A 17325-nucleotide genomic window follows, 5' to 3' on the forward strand; every position below is an offset into this window, starting at 1 on the left:
ACGAGTCTCTCCTCGTCGGCAGCGTCAGATGGGTATAAGGGACCGCCGTCGTACTCGCCGAAGGCATCACCGAACCCCGCGAGATTCTTCGCCGGGCGACCGCCTGGTCCGCGGCCGCCGTGCTCATGCCTGCAGCGGGCGAGATCTCGCCGCGCTACCAGGAGCTCCAGGACCAACTGATCGTGACATGGAAGGAGACCCGGTGACCCTGGTCAACACTCGGGAACTGATGGACAGGGCCGCCGCGGCCGGTACGGGCCAAGGCGCGTTCAACGTCATCCACATTGAAACCGCGGAAGGCCTGGTGGCCGGTGCTGAGGCCGCCGGTGTTCCGTTGATTCTCCAGATTTCCGAGAATTGCGCGAAGTACCACGGTGGGCTGGAACCGATTGCGTCGGCCGCGCTGGCGATCGCCCGCACAGCCTCGGTCCCGGTCGCGTTGCACCTGGACCACGCAGAGTCCGAGGACCTGGCGCTTGCCGCCGTCGACCTCGGGTTTGGTTCGGTGATGTACGACGGCGCGCACCTGCCCTATGAGTGGAACGTCGAAGTCACCAAGCGCGTGGCCACCTACGCCCACGAACGCGGCGTGTACGTGGAGGCCGAACTCGGAAAGGTCGGTGGCAAGGACGGAGCCCACGCCCCGGGAGTCAGGACCGATCCGGCAGAGGCCAAGGCATTCGTGGACGCGACGGGGGTGGACGCGCTCGCTGTGGCCGTAGGTTCCTCCCACGCCATGACCGAAAGAAGCGCCGCCCTGGACCTGCACTTGATCGCCCGGCTGAAGTCCGCGGTGGTAAAACCGCTTGTCCTCCATGGCTCTTCCGGTGTCACAGACGAGGTACTCATAGCCGCTATCGGCGCAGGTATGACTAAGATCAACGTATCCACACATTTGAACGGGTTCTTCACCCGCGCCGTCCGTGAGTACCTCGATGCCAACCCTGCAGTGGTGGATTCCCGGAAGTACATCAAGGCCGGCCGGGAGGCCCTGGTGCTGGAGTCGGCACGTATGCTGACGCTGTTCGCCAAAGCGAAATAGCCCCGAACCCGCGAAAGGCTTGTCATGACCCGCACCGATCGGCTGACCGCCATCCTCGATCTCCTGGCCGAATCCGGCCATGTGGAAGTCGAGGACATCGTGACGCGTCTGGGCGTGTCACCTGCCACAGCCCGTCGGGACCTGGACAGCCTCGCCAAACAACGCTTGCTCAGCCGCACCAGGGGCGGCGCTACCACGGGCTCGGTGGCGTACGACCTTCCGGGGCGCTACAACCGGGACGACCACGCGGAAGCCAAGCAGGACATAGCGTTGGCTGCTTCCGCGTTGATCCGTCCCGGGGCAGTGATCGGCCTCAGCGGCGGTACCACCAACACGGCGTTGGCCCAACTCCTGTCCACGCGCGAAGACCTCAATGCGCCATCCAACAGGCCCACCCTTACCGTGGTGACCAACGCCATCAACATTGCTTCCCAGTTGGCTGTTCGGCCCAACATCAAGATCATGGTCACCGGTGGCATCCTGAACCCACGGTCCTACGAACTGGTGGGTCCGTACACCGACGTCATCATGCAGAAAGTTGCCTTGGACATCGCCTTCATCGGAGTCAACGGCGTGGACCCGGACCTGGGCCCCACCATCACGGACGAAGGCGAAGCCATGGTCAACACTGTGATGGCCCGCCGGGCAACCGAGTCCTATGTGGTGGCGGACTCCTCGAAGGTCCGCAGGCGCTCTTTCGCGGCCATGGCAGGCTACGACTTCAGGCACCTCATCACCGATTCCGGGATCAGCCCGGACGACAAAGCCGCGTTTGAAGCCAAAGGGACAGAGGTTATCGTCGCGCCGGCAAGCTGATGTGGCGTGGGTTGGAACCGTTGCGTGCTCTAGAACCGCATCCGAGGCGCGTGGAGCACCGAATCGTCAACGTCCCTGGGGACCCACTGGCTGAACGGCAGGTCCAAACTGTACTGGTCGCCGTCGTTCCTGATCAAGGTGCGCAGCTCTGCGTTGTCCGGATTGTTCAATGACTCGAAGTACTCCACCGTCCAGTGGAACCAGCGCATGCAGAACAGCCGCATCGTCAGTCCATGAGTCACCAACAAGGTGTTGGGCGCGTAGGTGGGTTTCTGCCAGTGCCGGTAGAGCGTCTCCATGAACGATGACACCCGGTCGTAGACATCCGAGCCGGATTCGCCCTCGCGGAACCTGTAGAAGAAGTGCCCATACAGGTTCCTGAGTTCCTTTTGGTCCTCAATGTCCCCTGCGATCTGGAAGTTTGCCCAGTCCTGCTCACGCAGCCGCGGTTCCTCGATGACGCGCTCTATCAACAGTCCAAGATTCAGGGCCTCGAGGGTCTGGTACGCCCGCAAATAAGGGGAGACGTACACGCAGACCTGTTGCCCGTCGAGCTTCCGTCGCAGGTCCTCACCGGCGATCCGCGCTTGTTCCACGCCTTGCACGGTCAGTGGAATCCGGTAGTCCGGCACACGGTTGTAGATGGACGTGTCGGCATTCGCTGCGGACTGTCCGTGCCGGATCATGAATATTCTCTTCGGGGCACCCATCCCACCAAGCATAGGGTGGGTACATGTTCCTTGCTTCCCGTCCGCGGCTGCGCGCCGAAGTGCTCATTGTGCTGGGCCTGTCCCTGGGCCAGTCGGCCGTCTACTCCGTGGTGCAACTGCTGGACAAGTTGAGCCGCGCGCCCTTGTCCGAAGCCACCTCAACGTTGAACAGGTCGCAGAGCACGCGCGAGTACTTCGACCTCACCTACCAACTGCTGGACATCATCTTCGCGCTGGTTCCTGTGGCACTGGTGTTCTATTTTCTGTCCTTCCACACCCAGGCAAACCGTGACGGAGACAGTGGCTCAGCCTTCGAGCGGCTCGGTTTCAACCTGGCACGTCCGGGCAAGGACATTCTTCAGGGACTGGGCCTGGCCGCGCTCATTGGCATTCCGTCCCTTGGCCTCTATGCGGCGGGGCGGGCTTTGGGCATTACCACTGCCATTGTGCCCAGCGGCCTGGACGCCTACTGGTGGACGGTCCCCGTGCTCATACTTTCAGCCGTGCGTCACGCGATCGTGGAAGAAGTGATCGTGGTGGGCTACCTGCTTGACCGCTTCGGCAAGTTCGGCTGGAGCGTGCCCGCAGGAATAGTCGTCAGCGCCGTCCTGCGCGGAAGCTACCACCTCTACCAAGGGTTCGGGCCGTTCATCGGCAACGTGGTGATGGGCCTGGTCTTCGGATGGATCTATACCAGGACCAAGCGGGTGATGCCGCTGGTGATCGCCCACGCGTTGCTGGACATTGTGGCCTTCGTAGGATTTAGCCTGTTCGGCAAGGCGGTGGGACTGGGCTAAGGGGGTGCTGGAGCTGGGCTGGGAAGCACTTAAAAGAATTCGGCCGCCATCGGTGGGTGACGTCATTGGCACCCGCTGATGGCGGCCGAAGCTTTGTCTGGACACCTGCGTCCAGTACCGGGCAAGTGCCCGGGTCAAGGGAACGGTCAGATGGTGACTGCTCCGGAGGCGGTTTCGAACGTGACGGCCAGGATGCCCGGCGTGCCGTGCGGGGCCATCCACTGGACAGCGACGTCCTCAAGTGGCTTCTCCACCGGCTCACCAAGCCATTCGGTGACGCGTTCTGCAGAGCCTGCGATGGTGAGGCTGGACATCTTCACGTCGCTCTCGTAGACCTTGGACGGGTGCAGGGAGGGGTCGCCCTCCCACTTGAGCAGGTAGGGCACCTGGGGATCGGCGATGAGGCCGAGGATGCCGATCTGCTGCCACACCAATTCGCGGCCATCGGGGAACTTGCGGTTGCCCGGAACTGCAGCCCGGCCGAGGCGGTCCTCGAAGGGCGCGAGGTCCTCAACTGCCACGCACCAGCCCATCCAACCGCCACCGGCAGCCGAGCGTGCACGAACTGCTTGTCCAAAGGGTGCTTTGTCGGAAGCGGGGTGGTCCAGGACCTCAACCACTTCCAGGTACTTGTTATCCGCCAGGGGAATGATCATGTTCCGGGTGCCGAAGCGCGGGTGCACTCCACCCCGGACTGCGTCCACTCCCAGAGCCGCGGAAATTCGTTCGGTAGTGGCCAGAAGGCCATCTCGTTCACAGGCGTAAGAGACGTGATCCATGCGCATGGCTTCATCTTGGCACTTTGTGATCGGTGTCTCAGCTAAGTCAAGCCTAACTAAGGTGGGATCTCATGCCGGGCGTCATGAAACGCCGCAAAAGACCCCAAATATTCTGCTGGCGTCACAAAGCTGTCCCTGCACCCGGACACTTCCTAGACTGGCCGCAGCTTCCTTCCCGCTGCTGATTTGCCAACCACGTGCGCCACGAACAGGAGAACTCCATGTCCCAAGGATGGTCTTTCGAAACCCGCCAGATTCATGCAGGCCAAGAGCCGGACGCAGCCACGGGTGCGCGTTCGTTGCCGATCTACCAAACAACGTCGTTTGTTTTCCCGAGCGCTGAAAGTGCGGCCAACCGGTTCGCGCTGGCCGAACTGGCCCCGATCTACACGAGGATCGGCAACCCCACCCAGGATGCCGTCGAACAGCGCGTCGCCAGCCTTGAAGGCGGCCTGGGCGCATTGCTGCTCAGCTCGGGCCAGGCTGCGGAGACCTTCGCCATCCTGAACATCGCGGAGGCGGGGGACCACATCGTGGCCAGCCCCAGCCTCTACGGCGGCACCTACAACCTGCTCGCGCACACGCTGAAGAAGTTCGGGATCTCCGTGACTTTCGTCGAAGACCCGGACAACCTGGAGCAGTGGCGCAACGCAGTCCAGCCGAACACCAAGCTGTTCTTCGGCGAAGTCGTCTCCAATCCGCGCCAGGATGTGTTGGACATTGAGGGCGTTGCCGGCGTGGCGCACGAAGCCGGAGTGCCCCTGATCGTGGACAACACCCTCTCCACCCCTTACCTCATCCGCCCCATTGAATGGGGCGCGGACATCGTGGTCCACTCTGCAACGAAGTACTTGGGCGGACATGGTTCGGCCATCGCAGGGGTGATCGTGGACTCCGGCAACTTCGACTTTGGCAAAGACCCGGAGCGCTTCCCCGGTTTCAACACACCTGACCCCAGCTACAACGGACTGGTGTACGCCCGCGACCTCGGCAAGGACGGGGCCCTTGGCGCCAACCTCTCCTACATCCTGAAAGCCCGCGTCCAGCTCCTTCGCGACCTCGGCTCGGCAGTGTCGCCCTTCAACGCCTTCCTCATCGCACAAGGCCTGGAGACCCTGAGCCTGCGCGTGGAACGCCATGTTGCCAACGCCACCAAGGTGGCCAAATGGCTGGAAACCCATGACGACGTCGAATCGGTCGCCTACGCCGGCCTGCCGTCCAGCCCCTGGTTCGAGCGGGGCCGGAAATATGGTCCCCAAGGTACGGGTGCAATCGTGGCCTTCAACATCAAGGGCGGCGTGGAAGCAGGGAAGCGTTTCGTGGACGGGCTGGAGCTGCACTCCCACGTGGCCAACATTGGCGACGTGCGCTCCCTGGTCATCCACCCGGCGTCGACAACGCACAGCCAGTTGACTGCGGAGCAGCAGCTCGTGGCTGGCGTCAATCCCGGGCTGGTTCGCCTGTCCGTAGGCATTGAGCACATCGACGACATCATCGCCGACCTCGAAGCCGGCTTCCGCGCCGCCAAGGGTGCCTGAGCCGGCGGTTTGCACGAATAGCTGTATGCCCAGGCTGCCGTCCGGATCGACGATTGTTCGCCGGACGGCAGTGCTGGGTGCACTTTGGTGAATCAAAAGGGCCCCGAACGTCACACTGGTGTCACATTCTTCGCCAGAACAGTGCTCTTTTTCCTAGACTCTACGTATTAGGTCATGAGTGCCAGCAGATAGCCCCGGCTTGCTGGCCGGCAACCCTCCTTCCGCGGTGGGGTGCCCCGGGTGAGGACCTGGCCTGTTCGCACGCAAGGCGACAGGCAAGCGCGAGGTTAGGTATCAAAGGAATGACCATCACTGCTACAGCCCTTCCCAAATCCGGTGAAGAAGACGGAACAGTCAAGTACGCGGGCATCGGGCCACTGGCGCTTGAAGCCGGAGGCTACCTGCCCGACGTCGTGCTGGCGTATGAAACCTGGGGACGGCTCAACGCCGATGCTTCCAATGCCGTCCTCATCCAGCACGCGCTGACGGGCAGCACCCACGTGGCCCGTGGAGCCACGGATGAGGAAGGGTGGTGGGAGCAGCTCGTAGGACCCGGCGCCACGATCGACACCAACCGGTTCTTCGTCATCTCCATCAACATCGTGGGTGGCTGTTACGGCAGCACCGGTCCGTCGTCGGAGGCTCCGGACGGCAAGCCCTGGGGCTCCCGCTTCCCCTTGGTCACGCTGCGCGACAGCACCACTGCAGAAGCACGTTTGGCGGACATCCTGGGCATCGACGCCTGGCACGCTGTCCTTGGCGGCTCCATGGGCGGCGCCCGTGCGCTCGAATGGGCGGTAACGTTCCCGGAACGTGTCCGGCGCTGCGCGGTCATTTCGGTGGGTGCCTACAGCACCGCCGAACAGATTGCCTTCGCGCAGGCACAAACCCTGGCCATCCGGCAGGACCCGCATTTCAACAACGGGGACTACTATGGTGGTCCCGCCCCGGAACACGGCCTGGCCCTGGCCCGCCGCATTGCCCACATCACGTACCGTTCCGCGCTGGAGTTGGACCTTAGGTTCGGCAGGGAGGCCCAGCACCAGGAGACGCCCCTAGCTGCTGCGGTTCTGGGGGAGCGGGGGCGCTACCAGGTGGAAAGCTACCTGGACCACCAGGGGACAAAGCTCGTCCGCCGCTTCGACGCCAACAGCTACATCGCCATTACGGAGGCACTGATGTCGCACGACGTCACCCGTGACCGTGGCTCGTTGCAGGAAGCACTATCGCGTGCCAGCGCAGAGTTCTTCGTCGCGGCTGTGGACACGGACCGCCTGTATTTCCCGGCCCAGTCCAAGGAGTTGGCGGCGGCACTTCCCGGTGATGTTCGCGTCCACACCATCCAGGCACCGATTGGCCACGACGGCTTCCTCACGGAGATTGGCCAGTTGTCGGAGCAGCTTCGCGGGGCGTTCTTCGCCTGAGCCGCGAAGCGTTTCGGCTGCTTTAACTGTTCTGGCTGTTCCGGCTGTTCTCGCCGTAGGGCTGGATCAGCCGTTCATGATCTCCCCACGCTGCTTCATGTAGTCCTCCATGGCGATCTGGCCGTTGGTGAACTTTGCATCCAGTTCGGCCAGCTTCCGTGCGCGGTAGCCCTGGGGCTCAGAACCGGTGCTGGGAAACGGCGCGGGGCTTGAGGGGCCGGGTTGGTAGGTCGCGCCGGGCTGGTAAGAGCCCGACGGCGGCGCGACCTGCGGTGCCTCGTCCGCGGGGCGGATGACGGGCGGCCCGGCCTGGTAGCCCGGGTAGTTTTGGGGTGGGTAGTTCTGCGGCGGGTAGCCCTGCTGCGGGTAATCCGGGCCGCGGAAGTTCCCGTTCTGCAGGCGGCGTGCCCTGGAACGGTTGTACATGCGGATCCCCATGGGGATCAGCCACGAGCAGACGATGATCCAGAAGATCAGATTGTTCACAGTGCAGGCCTCCTAGGTCTTATCCCAGCTTAGTCCTGCGTGCTCACACCAGTTTTGTTTCCATGCCAAGGAACCGGCCGTATCGCTCTGCCTCGGCTTCCAGCGCCGCCTGCTCCTGCCGCGTTGTGGGCTTGTTCATCCTGATGTCGAGCTCGCAGACCCCGCCGTTGAAGGTGTGCCGCCACCACCCGGCCAGGCTGCCGTCAAGGAGTACTACGTGCATGGGGCCGTTGTCCTCAGGCAGGTAGGGTGCGGTTCCACCGAGATAGTGGCGCGATTGCGAGTAACCCATCACGTATTCGTCGAAGCACTGGATGAGGTCAACCCGGGGGAGTGCGGAACCATCAAGGGAACCGGGCGGAGAATCGAGGGCATCCACCTCGCCCGAGGCCAGGTGGAAGTCCAGGTCATCGAAGGATGCCGAGGCCAAGGCGCCGGGCGATAATTCCGCGGCGACGTGAAGGCCCAACGTCACATCCTTCATGGTCAACCCCGACCACGCCGAGCAGTCCTTCACGGTGGCAGGTCCGCGGCTGCTGAAGTACCGCAGGGCCAGCTGCCCCAGGGCTTGTTCCCGGTCCTCGCCGGTAAGTGGCCCGGTGCACGGCCCGGCGAACGGGCCGGTGACGCGTTCGCCGAACAATGCATAGGTCTGCTTCAGGGCGCCCCCAACGGAACGGACGGGAGCGCCGCTGACCAGGATGCCGCTGATTTCTGCGTGCATCAGGTGGTAGATGAAGCCCAATCCCTTGCTGGGGAAGCCGGCTTGTCCCAGCACCTCAGCCAGCTCTTCGCGCGTTTTATGGGCGCCGTCTGCCACGGCGGCGGCCAGGATACTGCCGCTCCGGGCGGCGCTTTCCTGGTCCACGCCGGACTGTCGGTACATTCCTTTGTTGCCCTGATGGAGGCGTTCGGCGGACAACCCCATCAGCCAGCCGAGATCGTCGCGATGGACGAAGTGCCAGGTGGGCCGGAGGATGTGCGTGCGCAGGATGGTCCCCTCAGCCACCGCCTGCTCAACGTCCGAGGCAGTACAGGTGGTGGTCCGCTGCGCGACTGTCCAGCGGGCGTAGGGAAATTCCTGCGACTGGACGGCCAGGAGGTTGCGCACCACGTCACCGGGCCCGGCGCCCAGGGGTGGACGTAGCTGCTGCCGTTTGAGACGCAGTTGCCTGACAGCCTCTGTGCGCACGGAAGGATCAACTGCCACGCAGGCCTGCCTCGTCCATGGACGCCACCTTATCCATGGATGCCACCTTAGCTGCGCTGCCTTAGCTGCGCGGCAACAAGGTGCCGCCGGCGCCGAAGACGGGTCCCGGCGTCGGACGCTTGGGCGTGATGCCGTCGCCCGAGGACCGGTGCCGCAGCCGCCGGATGACCCACGGGACAAAGTATTCGCGGGCCCAGACGAGGTCGGATGAGCGGGCTTCGCGCCACGTCCTGGGTGGCAGGGCTTTGGGTACCAGCGGCTCCAGGGTGTGCTGGACGTTCAAGGCTTCCAGGACCATCATGGCGATCGTGTGATGGCCAAGGGGCGAGAAGTGAAGGCGGTCGGCGTCCCACATTTGGGGATCTGCCAGCTGCCGCAGTGACCACATGTCGGCAATGATGGCGTCGTGGCGGGCTGCCACGGTCCGGAGGTTCTCGTTGTAAATGGCAACTTTGCCCCTGATGCGGCCCAGGACCGAGGACGCCGTATCCGGGCCGTTGAACAGGACCACGGTGGCGCCGTTGGAACCCAACTCACCCACAGCGGCGTCGAGTTTCTCGGCCAGGAGGTCAGGGTCGCCGCCGGGGCGGATGAGGTCGTTGCCGCCCGCGGAAATGGAGATGAGGTCCGGCTGAAGTTCCAGGCAGGGACCCACTTGCTCATCGACGATCTGTTGCAGGAGCCGGCCGCGGATGGCGAGGTTGGCGTAGGCGAAATCTTCATGGCCCCGCCCCAGCTCTTCAGCAACACGGTCCGCCCAGCCACGGTAGCCGCCGGGGTTTGCAGGTTCGGGATCACCGATGCCTTCCGTGAACGAATCACCCAGGGCTACGTAACGGCTCCAAGGGTGCTTTTGAACAGGCTCGCCGGGTTTCAACAAATGATTGTTCTCACTCACGCTCATATCCTGCCCCCTGACCGCCAACCTACGCCAACGTAGGTTGTTACCCGGGGGTAACTGCAAGAATGGAGGCATGACTGAAGCCCCCGCTTTTCCTGCACCTGTTGTCCTGTGGTCCCACGACGAAGCTGAGCGCGCCGGCAAACCCCTCCTGGTCCTGCTGCACGGCTACGGGTCCAATGAGGCCGACCTCTTCAGCCTCGCCGGACTCCTTCCCGAGGGGTTCGTGGTGGCCGCGCTCCGAGCCCCGATGCCTACGGGGCCGGGCTATACGTGGTTTCCGCTGACGGCGTCCATCGATTACTCCCTGGACGCCGTGAAGCTTGCCGCCGAGTACGCCCTGGAATGGCTGGACACGGTCAAGGCCAACCATTCCTCGGTGACGCTGCTGGGATTCTCCATGGGGATGGCCATGGCCACCACCATGCTCCGGTACCGTCCCGCGGACTTCGCCGCCGTCGTCGGGCTTTCAGGTTTTGTGGTCGACGCCGGCGCTGACGCCGCCTTCCGCGACGACGAACTGGACGGTTCGGTGCCGATGTTCTGGTGCCGTGACCAGCAGGATCCCGTCATCACCCCGGACAAGATCGACTACACCATGGGATGGGTACGCCAGCACGTGGACCTGACCAAAGTCCTTTACACAGGGATGTGGCACGGTATCAACCAGCAGGAAATCGGGCACGTAGGGGAGTTCCTCACCCATAAAGTCCTCACCACTTAAAGCAACGCGGGGTCACTTATGGCCCATCCGGGGCGCCAACATAGGCCATAAGTGACCCCGCGTTGGGTCAGGCGGTGCGTTGGATCAGGCGGTGGTGATCCGCACCGTCTGTCCGTTAACGGTCACGGTGTCACCGGCGTGGAGCTGGCGGCCGCGCCGTTCGTCGATCTCGCCGTTGACCTTGACCAGGCCGTTCTTGATCAGCTCCGCCGCTTCCACGCCGTCTTCCACCAGGCTGGCGAGCTTGAGCAGCTGGCCCAGGCGGATCATGTCGTCGCGGATGGGAATCTCATCGATTTCGGGGTTGCTCATACAGCAATGATGCCTGAAGTAGTGTGGTGACGGTGCCGCAGCCTTCTCCCCGTTCCGCCCTTCCCCTGGCCGTTGGCCTTTTCCTTGCCGTCGTGACTGGACTGGTGCTGCCAATCCAGGGGCGCATCAACGGAGCACTGAGCGTCGTCCTGAACGACGGCATTGCCGCCTCCGTAGTGAGCTTCACCACGGGCCTGGCTGTGATTGCCGTGATTTCCATGGCCACGCCCAAGGGCAGGAACGGTCTCCGGAGCATCGTGCCTGCCGTCCGTAACCGCAGTTTCCCGCGTTTCTACGTGATGGCCGGCGGCGTCGGAGCCTTCTTTGTTTTCGCGCAGTCGTACACCGTGGGCCTCCTTGGCGTGGCTGTGTTCACCGTGGCCTCAGTGACCGGGCAGACCCTCAGCGGTCTTTTGGTGGACCGGCTGGGCATAGCACCCGGCGGCAAGCGGGCCGTCACCGGACTTCGGGTGCTGGGCAGTGGCCTCACCGTCGCGGCGGTCGCGTGGGCAGTTTCGCCGCACTTTGGTGCCTCGACCGACGTCGGAATGATGGTCTTGCCTGTCCTGCTGCCGCTTCTGGCGGGTTTCCTCATGAGTTTCCAGCAAGCCATGAACGGAACAGCCACCGTGCACTATGGCACGCCCCTGGCCACCACCGTGGTCAACTTTCTGGCCGGCGCGGTGGTGTTGTGGATCGCCTGGCTGATCAAGGCCCTGATTGCGGGCACCGGCAATCCGTTGCCGGCCGAGTGGTGGTACTACCTTGGCGGCCCACTGGGCTGCATAGCGATCGGCCTCGCGGCCCTGCTGGTCCGCAGCCTTGGCGTGCTGATCACCGGGCTGGGCATGATTGCCGGGCAGTTGCTGGGGTCGTTAATGCTCGACGTCGTGATCCCCACCTCAGGTACGGTGGTCGCCTTGCCCACGGTGCTCGGTACGCTGTTGACGCTTGCCGCGATCATCGTTGCCACCTTGCCGTGGCCCAAAGGGGCTTTCGCACGGAGGGGCGCGTCAAAAGGCCGGTAGGGTAGGAGTCAGTAAATTTTCCCCATCACCCCGCCGGGCAACCATGTCCGGAATCCGGGGCCAACCACCCGCGGACCGCACCCAGCGGCCCTGTAGAACAAATGGAGTCACCCATGGCAGCAAAATCCGTCCTTGACCAGGTCATTTCCCTCTCCAAGCGGAGGGGCTTTGTCTTCCAGGCCGGTGAAATCTATGGTGGCTCGCGTTCTGCGTGGGACTACGGTCCCCTTGGTGCGGAACTGAAGGAAAACATCAAGCGCCAGTGGTGGCAGAGCATGGTCCGCGGCCGCGAGGACGTAGTGGGCCTTGATTCCTCCGTGATCCTTCCCCGCCAGGTCTGGGAAGCTTCGGGCCACGTGGAGGTTTTCTCCGATCCCCTGGTTGAGTGCCTTTCCTGCCACAAGCGCTACCGTGCGGACCACCTGGAAGAAGAGTACGAGGAAAAGAAGGGCCGGCCGGCCGAGAACGGCCTGGCTGACATTGTCTGCGCCAACTGCGGCACCCGTGGCCAGTGGACCGAACCCCAGGAATTCTCCGGCCTGCTGAAGACCTTCCTTGGCCCCGTGGCCAGCGAAGAAGGCATGCACTACCTGCGCCCGGAAACGGCCCAGGGCATCTTCGTGAACTTCAACAACGTGCTCACCACGTCCCGGAAGAAGCCGCCGTTCGGCATCGGGCAGATCGGTAAGTCGTTCCGCAACGAGATCACGCCGGGCAACTTCATTTTCCGCACCCGCGAATTCGAGCAGATGGAAATGGAATTCTTCGTCGAACCGGGCACGGATGAACAGTGGCACCAGTACTGGATGAAGGAGCGCATGTCCTGGTACACGGACCTGGGCATCCGTGAAGACAACCTCCGCTTCTTTGAGCACCCGCTCGAAAAGCTCAGCCACTACTCCAAGGGCACCACGGACATCGAGTACCGCTTCGGTTTCCAGGGCTCCGAATGGGGTGAGTTGGAAGGCATCGCGAATCGCACGGACTTCGACCTCACCACGCACGCCAACGCTTCGGGCACGGACCTGAGCTACTTCAACCAGGCCACGAATGAGCGTTACACGCCGTACGTGATCGAGCCCGCCGCAGGCCTGACCCGATCCTTCATGGCGTTCCTGATCGACGCGTACACCGAAGATGAGGCACCAAACGCCAAGGGCGGCGTCGACGTCCGTACGGTCCTGAAGCTGGACCCGCGACTGGCGCCGGTCAAGGCCGCCGTCCTGCCGTTGAGCCGCAATGAGGACCTGTCACCGAAGGCCAAGGCGCTGGGCGCCCAGCTGCGCAAGAACTGGAACATCGACTTCGACGACGCCGGTGCCATCGGCCGCCGCTACCGTCGCCAGGACGAAATCGGTACCCCGTTCTGCATCACTGTGGACTTCGACACCCTCGAAGACCAGGCCGTGACGATCCGTGAGCGGGACACCATGAGCCAGGAACGCGTATCCCTGGACAAGGTTGAGGGCTACTTGGCCGCACAATTGATCGGCGCTTAACCATGGCGTTGGAATACCGCGAATGGAAGGAAGGCGACGACCTCGCCCTCCTGGAAATCTGGGGCGGTCCTGAGACCCTCCCGGCTGAGCAGTTCCGTGCTGCCCTGGCGCCGTCAAGCAATCAGCCGTGGCGCCGTTGCATCGTGGCCGAGGACGTAGTGGACGGCGTGCGGATTCCCGTGGCAGCGGGCGTGGTCCATGAGGCCTCGCTGCACCCGGAACGGCTCTGGGCCTACATTGAGGTGGCCAGAGACCACCGCCGTGAAGGCGTTGGCGCAACCCTGCTGACCATGCTCCGCGCCGAAGCCGGCAACTCGCCGTCGGGCGTTTCGAAGCTGCGCAGCAAGGTGGAGCCGGAGACGGCCGGTGCCGCGTTTGCTGCCGCCGCCGGACTTGCCCCCATCCAGCGTTCCCAGCTGGTGGTCGTGGATCCGGAACCGCTCTCCTTGCCGCGGTTCGGCGATGGCTCTGAAGAAGCAGCGTCCGAGCGCGTGGAGGACCTGGCTACCGGTTCTGTGGAGTTGAGTGACGTTGTGGGCAAGTACTACTCCCACGTCCACCACTGGGACAGCCCGGGGGAACTGAGCATCGCAACTGTTCAGCGTCTGTTCCTGCACGACCTCACGGGTGCCCACGGCGCCATTGTGCTGCGTGCGCCCAAGGCCAGTGCCTTTGGCGAGGGCGTGCCGGCAAGCCGCAAGGGCAAGATCCAGGCCTTCGCCATCAGCTATGCCCAGGGCGACTCCGACGAACCGTCGGATGTCTTCCTCGGCCACGATCCCAGCTTGTCGGCCGAAGAAGCTGCGTTTGCCGTTCGGGACCTGCTGGCGCTCATTGCCTACCAGCACCCGGTGCTGCTCGAAGTCGATGAGTCGATGACGGCCTTGAGGACAGTCCTTGAACCGTTGCTGGAATCCGGCAAGGCGCACGTCCGCGGTGCCGATACCTTGATCGTGAGCGACTGACCGGATTCCCCGAATCCCAGGCCCACCAGCAAATCCTGTCTGGCCCCTGTTTCAGGGAGCCAGGCAGGATTTTCTGTTTCCCAGGTCTTTATCAAAGGTTCTTGACGCCGTACAGGCGCAGGAGTAGTCCTGACGAGGTAAGCCCCCACGCCATCACATCCGGGGGAGAAGCGTGTGGAAAGTCCGGTCTCACGTCTGAATCGATGGTAAGCACTATGAACCAGATCGCCCTCGACGGGCTGCGGGAACAGTTGCGCGGGCAACTCGTCACTCCCGAAGATCCTGACTACGACGCGGCACGGGCCGTCTTCAATGCAATGGTGGATAAACGTCCTGCCGGCGTCATCCGTGTGGCGCAGGTTTCGGACGTCATTGCCGGCGTGAACTTCGCCCGCGAAAACTCCATGCCACTGGCGATCAGGGGAGGCGGGCACAGCGCTCCGGGCTTTGGCACGTGGGATGACGCACTGGTCCTGGACTTCGTCAATCGCACCGGCGTGCGTGTGGACCCTGAAAATTCCAGGGCCCGTGCAGAGGCCGGCACAACCTGGGCCGACTTCAACGCTGCCACGCACGCTTTTGGGCTGGCAACCACCGGCGGGATAGTGGGCTCCACTGGTGTGGCGGGCCTGACGTTGGGTGGGGGTATTGGCTACCTCGCCAGGAAGTACGGGCTCTCCTGCGACAACCTTGTCTCAGCGGATGTCGTGACGGCCGACGGCAGCTTCCTGATCGCCAGCGAAGAACAGAATGCAGACCTGTTTTGGGCGATCCGCGGGGGAGGAGGGAACTTTGGCGTGGTGACTTCCCTGGAATTCCAGCTTCATCCCGTGGACATGGTCCATGCGGGAATCATCATTTATGGTGCAGAGAACATCCCGACCGTGGCACGGTTCTACCGCGACTACATGGCCTCCGCACCGGAAGAGTTCGGGGCTTTCCTGGGCTTCCACCAAGGACCACCTGTACCTTTCCTTCCCGAGGAATGGCACGGAAAGTCCGTCTGCGTCGTGGTGGGAATGTGGACGGGGGATCCGACAGAGGGCGAGGCGCGTTGGCAACCGTTCCTGGACGCTGCCCCGGTGGCCGGTTCGATGGTGGCTCCAATGCCTTATCCGGCCCTGAATGTAGCCTTCGACGGGCTCAACCAAAAAGGCATGCAGGGCTATTGGAAGGCCAACTTCCTCCGCGAGCTCAACGACGGAGCCATTGCGGCGCATGCTGAGTTCGGAGCAACGGTGACCAGCGTCAACACTGCCGTCCACGTCTATCCCATTGACGGAGCCGTGTCCCGGGTGGGCGTACAGGACACTGCTTTTGCCCACCGCGACATGAAATTCTCGCCGGTCATCGCAACCCAGTGGGCCGATCCTGCGGATAACGAAGCAAACATCGCCTGGGCCCGCGCCTATGCGGCTGCCCTTGCCCCGCATTCGGAGGCAGGTGGCTACATCAACTTCATGGATTCGGAGGACCAGAACAGGGTCGCGGACAATTACGGACCCAACTGGGAGAAGCTGGTGGCGGTCAAAGCAAAATACGACCCCGACAACCTCTTCCGCGTCAACCAGAACATCGCGCCCGCTTGAGTCGATCGCGCCCGCCTGAGTCAGGAGCCCCCTGCCGTCCCACGTAGGCTTAACCCATGAGGTTTTGCAGCTGATGGGCCACAGTCACTCCCACGGTCATCCTGAGGGTTCGGAACCAACCCCGCAGGCGGTCGCTTCCCGGAAACGGGCCAACTGGCTGCTTGCGGCGGTCCTGGTTCCGTTGGGCGTGCTCACGCTCGTGGCGATGTTGCTCATGTGGCCGTCGGGCAGCCGGGAAGGGATCAACTTTTCGAGTCCCTACCAGGCTGCGCCGGGCGTTACTTTCGATACCGGCAAAATCCAGAGCGTGGTGGTGGAAAGCTGCACACAGACCGGCCAAAACCAATCAAGCCAGAACCAACCCAGCCAGAACCAATCCAGCCAAAACCAAACCGGCGGCTCGCAGTGCACCTTTGCCTTCACAGTGCCGGACAAGGGCGGGGAAGCGGTCAAGGTGGTCATTAACCCGGACGTTGCCATGTCCCATGGCGTGGATGTGGGCGACTCCATCCGGTACCTGAATCTCTCCGGCGTCCAGGGCAGCAACGCCGGAAGCGGGGCTCCGGCGTATGTCTTCGTTGATTTCGTCCGCAACATCCCCATCGCTGCCTTGGCGGTTTTGTACGCCGTTGTGGTGATCGCGGTAGCGCGTTGGCGCGGCTTCCGTGCGCTCCTGGGCTTGGTGGGAGCCTATTTCGTGCTGGTCAGCTTCATCCTGCCCGGCCTGGTGGAGGGCAAGCCACCGCTGCTGCTGGCTCTGGTGGGATCCACGGTGATCATGATCGGGGTCCTCTACTTCGCGCACGGTTTCTCGGCGCGGACGTCCACAGCCTTGTTGGGCACCATCTTTGGGCTTGGAATCACTGCGCTGCTGGCCGCCTGGGCCACGGACGCCGCCAACCTGGCGGGGGTGGGAAGCCACGACGCCTCCACGTTGGTGAACATGTCACCAACGATCTCCATCTCCGGCATCATTCTGTGCGGGCTGATCATTTCCGGCCTTGGTGTCCTCAATGACGTCACCATCACCCAGTCCTCGGCCGTTTGGGAACTCTACGAGCTCGCGCCCACCACGAGTGCCCGCAAGCTGTTTTCCTCGGCCATGCGAATTGGCCGGGACCACATCGCCTCCACGGTGTACACCATCGCTTTCGCCTATGCGGGTGCGGCCCTTCCCATCCTGATCATTGTGATGCTGTACGACCGACCCTTGGCCGAAGCCCTGACCAGCGCCGAACTGTCGGAGGAAGTCATCCGGACCCTGGTTGGTTCCATCGGGCTCGTCCTCGCCATTCCGGTCACTACCCTCATCGCCGTCCTGGTGGTCAAGGCAACCGGCATGAAACGCCTTGCTGCCGCCGGCGGACGGACCGTCAGTGCCGAGGACCTGGACGATACCGGCGCGCTGGCCGCGGCCGCCGTCGTCGTGGGTTCCGGTCAGGACGAAACGCACGACGCCGGTCCGCGTCAACGTGCCGACGGCGGGCCGGGCTCCGACGCCAGGC

17 protein-coding genes and 1 riboswitch are annotated in these 17325 nt (G+C 63.3%); of the genes, 11 read left to right on the plus strand and 6 right to left on the minus strand.

Translation table 11 applies throughout. The annotated features are described in order from the left end of the window. The first annotated feature begins 187 nt into the window (after positions 1-187). Together PJL15_RS21830 and PJL15_RS21835 are read left to right on the plus strand one after the other, a co-directional pair. Entirely contained in the window at positions 188-1042 is an 855-nt protein-coding gene (locus PJL15_RS21830; protein WP_281453226.1) for a class II fructose-bisphosphate aldolase, read from the plus strand. Positions 1043-1066: 24 nt separating this feature from the next. Further along, positions 1067-1858 carry a DeoR/GlpR family DNA-binding transcription regulator gene (locus PJL15_RS21835; protein WP_281453227.1) on the plus strand — a complete coding sequence of 264 codons (792 nt, stop codon included), beginning with the start codon at positions 1067-1069 and terminating at the stop codon, positions 1856-1858. A 29-nt stretch (positions 1859-1887) separates the two neighbouring features. Here PJL15_RS21835 and PJL15_RS21840 read toward each other — a convergent pair whose 3' ends face one another. Continuing rightward, positions 1888-2544, minus strand: a complete 657-nt coding sequence (locus PJL15_RS21840) for a histidine phosphatase family protein (protein ID WP_281453228.1) — start codon at positions 2542-2544, stop codon at positions 1888-1890. Between the two features lie 47 nt (positions 2545-2591). Between PJL15_RS21840 and PJL15_RS21845 the strand changes: the two genes are divergently transcribed. Further along, a complete protein-coding gene (locus tag PJL15_RS21845) occupies positions 2592-3365 on the plus strand; it encodes a CPBP family intramembrane glutamic endopeptidase (RefSeq protein ID WP_281453229.1) in 774 nt (257 codons plus the stop codon). Between the two features lie 146 nt (positions 3366-3511). Here the strand turns inward: PJL15_RS21845 and PJL15_RS21850 are convergent, their stop codons facing one another. Then, positions 3512-4150: a VOC family protein gene (locus tag PJL15_RS21850; RefSeq protein WP_281453230.1), complete on the minus strand. Its 639-nt coding sequence runs from the start codon at positions 4148-4150 to the stop codon at positions 3512-3514. Between the two features lie 191 nt (positions 4151-4341). Between PJL15_RS21850 and PJL15_RS21855 the strand changes: the two genes are divergently transcribed. Beyond that, positions 4342-5682, plus strand: coding sequence for a bifunctional o-acetylhomoserine/o-acetylserine sulfhydrylase (locus tag PJL15_RS21855; RefSeq protein ID WP_281453231.1), 1341 nt, complete (start codon positions 4342-4344; stop codon positions 5680-5682). A gap of 170 nt (positions 5683-5852) precedes the next feature. Next, positions 5853-5970: riboswitch (SAM riboswitch) on the plus strand. A gap of 14 nt (positions 5971-5984) precedes the next feature. Next, on the plus strand, positions 5985-7106 hold the full coding sequence (gene metX, locus PJL15_RS21860) for a homoserine O-acetyltransferase MetX (RefSeq protein WP_281453232.1): 1122 nt from the start codon (positions 5985-5987) through the stop codon (positions 7104-7106). Positions 7107-7172: 66 nt separating this feature from the next. On the opposite strand, the gene PJL15_RS21865 is transcribed toward metX, so the two are convergent. From PJL15_RS21865 to PJL15_RS21875, 3 genes are all read right to left on the minus strand, one after another. Next, the gene (locus PJL15_RS21865) at positions 7173-7592 is read right to left on the minus strand and encodes a hypothetical protein (protein WP_281453233.1); all 420 of its coding nucleotides are present in this window, start codon (positions 7590-7592) and stop codon (positions 7173-7175) included. A 43-nt stretch (positions 7593-7635) separates the two neighbouring features. Continuing rightward, complete coding sequence (locus PJL15_RS21870; RefSeq protein WP_281453234.1) at positions 7636-8802, minus strand: winged helix DNA-binding domain-containing protein; 1167 nt, start codon at positions 8800-8802, stop codon at positions 7636-7638. Positions 8803-8863: 61 nt separating this feature from the next. After that, complete coding sequence (locus PJL15_RS21875) at positions 8864-9706, minus strand: SGNH/GDSL hydrolase family protein (RefSeq protein WP_281453235.1); 843 nt, start codon at positions 9704-9706, stop codon at positions 8864-8866. Positions 9707-9776: 70 nt separating this feature from the next. Between PJL15_RS21875 and PJL15_RS21880 the strand changes: the two genes are divergently transcribed. Beyond that, positions 9777-10427, plus strand: coding sequence for an alpha/beta hydrolase (locus PJL15_RS21880; protein ID WP_281453236.1), 651 nt, complete (start codon positions 9777-9779; stop codon positions 10425-10427). Positions 10428-10511: 84 nt separating this feature from the next. Here the strand turns inward: PJL15_RS21880 and PJL15_RS21885 are convergent, their stop codons facing one another. After that, a complete protein-coding gene (locus PJL15_RS21885) occupies positions 10512-10739 on the minus strand; it encodes an RNA-binding S4 domain-containing protein (RefSeq protein WP_281453237.1) in 228 nt (75 codons plus the stop codon). A gap of 23 nt (positions 10740-10762) precedes the next feature. Between PJL15_RS21885 and PJL15_RS21890 the strand changes: the two genes are divergently transcribed. The 5 genes from PJL15_RS21890 to PJL15_RS21910 all read left to right on the plus strand — a co-directional run. Next, entirely contained in the window at positions 10763-11767 is a 1005-nt protein-coding gene (locus tag PJL15_RS21890) for a DMT family transporter (protein WP_281453238.1), read from the plus strand. Positions 11768-11880: 113 nt separating this feature from the next. Beyond that, positions 11881-13266, plus strand: a complete 1386-nt coding sequence (locus PJL15_RS21895) for a glycine--tRNA ligase (RefSeq protein ID WP_281453239.1) — start codon at positions 11881-11883, stop codon at positions 13264-13266. A 2-nt stretch (positions 13267-13268) separates the two neighbouring features. Beyond that, positions 13269-14231: a GNAT family N-acetyltransferase gene (locus PJL15_RS21900; protein ID WP_281453240.1), complete on the plus strand. Its 963-nt coding sequence runs from the start codon at positions 13269-13271 to the stop codon at positions 14229-14231. A 215-nt stretch (positions 14232-14446) separates the two neighbouring features. Further along, positions 14447-15820 carry an FAD-binding oxidoreductase gene (locus PJL15_RS21905; protein ID WP_281453241.1) on the plus strand — a complete coding sequence of 458 codons (1374 nt, stop codon included), beginning with the start codon at positions 14447-14449 and terminating at the stop codon, positions 15818-15820. Positions 15821-15893: 73 nt separating this feature from the next. Next, a partial coding sequence (locus tag PJL15_RS21910) for a YibE/F family protein (protein ID WP_281453242.1) occupies positions 15894-17325 on the plus strand: 1432 nt, incomplete at its 3' end.

It is taken from the genome of Paenarthrobacter nitroguajacolicus, from assembly GCF_029952445.1.
GTDB lineage: Bacteria > Actinomycetota > Actinomycetes > Actinomycetales > Micrococcaceae > Arthrobacter > Arthrobacter nitroguajacolicus_B.

Bases quoted from the DNA above. Each gene is read 5' to 3' on its own strand.
- PJL15_RS21845 (WP_281453229.1), top strand. From the start codon at position 2,592: ATGTTCCTTGCTTCCCGTCCGCGGCTGCGCGCCGAAGTGCTCATTGTG.
- PJL15_RS21880 (WP_281453236.1), top strand. From the start codon at position 9,777: ATGACTGAAGCCCCCGCTTTTCCTGCACCTGTTGTCCTGTGGTCCCAC.
- PJL15_RS21840 (WP_281453228.1), bottom strand. From the start codon at position 2,544: ATGATCCGGCACGGACAGTCCGCAGCGAATGCCGACACGTCCATCTAC.
- PJL15_RS21850 (WP_281453230.1), bottom strand. From the start codon at position 4,150: ATGCGCATGGATCACGTCTCTTACGCCTGTGAACGAGATGGCCTTCTG.
- PJL15_RS21830 (WP_281453226.1), top strand. From the start codon at position 188: ATGGAAGGAGACCCGGTGACCCTGGTCAACACTCGGGAACTGATGGAC.
- PJL15_RS21875 (WP_281453235.1), bottom strand. From the start codon at position 9,706: ATGAGCGTGAGTGAGAACAATCATTTGTTGAAACCCGGCGAGCCTGTT.
- PJL15_RS21900 (WP_281453240.1), top strand. From the start codon at position 13,269: ATGGCGTTGGAATACCGCGAATGGAAGGAAGGCGACGACCTCGCCCTC.
- PJL15_RS21895 (WP_281453239.1), top strand. From the start codon at position 11,881: ATGGCAGCAAAATCCGTCCTTGACCAGGTCATTTCCCTCTCCAAGCGG.
- PJL15_RS21835 (WP_281453227.1), top strand. From the start codon at position 1,067: ATGACCCGCACCGATCGGCTGACCGCCATCCTCGATCTCCTGGCCGAA.
- metX (WP_281453232.1), top strand. From the start codon at position 5,985: ATGACCATCACTGCTACAGCCCTTCCCAAATCCGGTGAAGAAGACGGA.
- PJL15_RS21885 (WP_281453237.1), bottom strand. From the start codon at position 10,739: ATGAGCAACCCCGAAATCGATGAGATTCCCATCCGCGACGACATGATC.
- PJL15_RS21905 (WP_281453241.1), top strand. From the start codon at position 14,447: ATGAACCAGATCGCCCTCGACGGGCTGCGGGAACAGTTGCGCGGGCAA.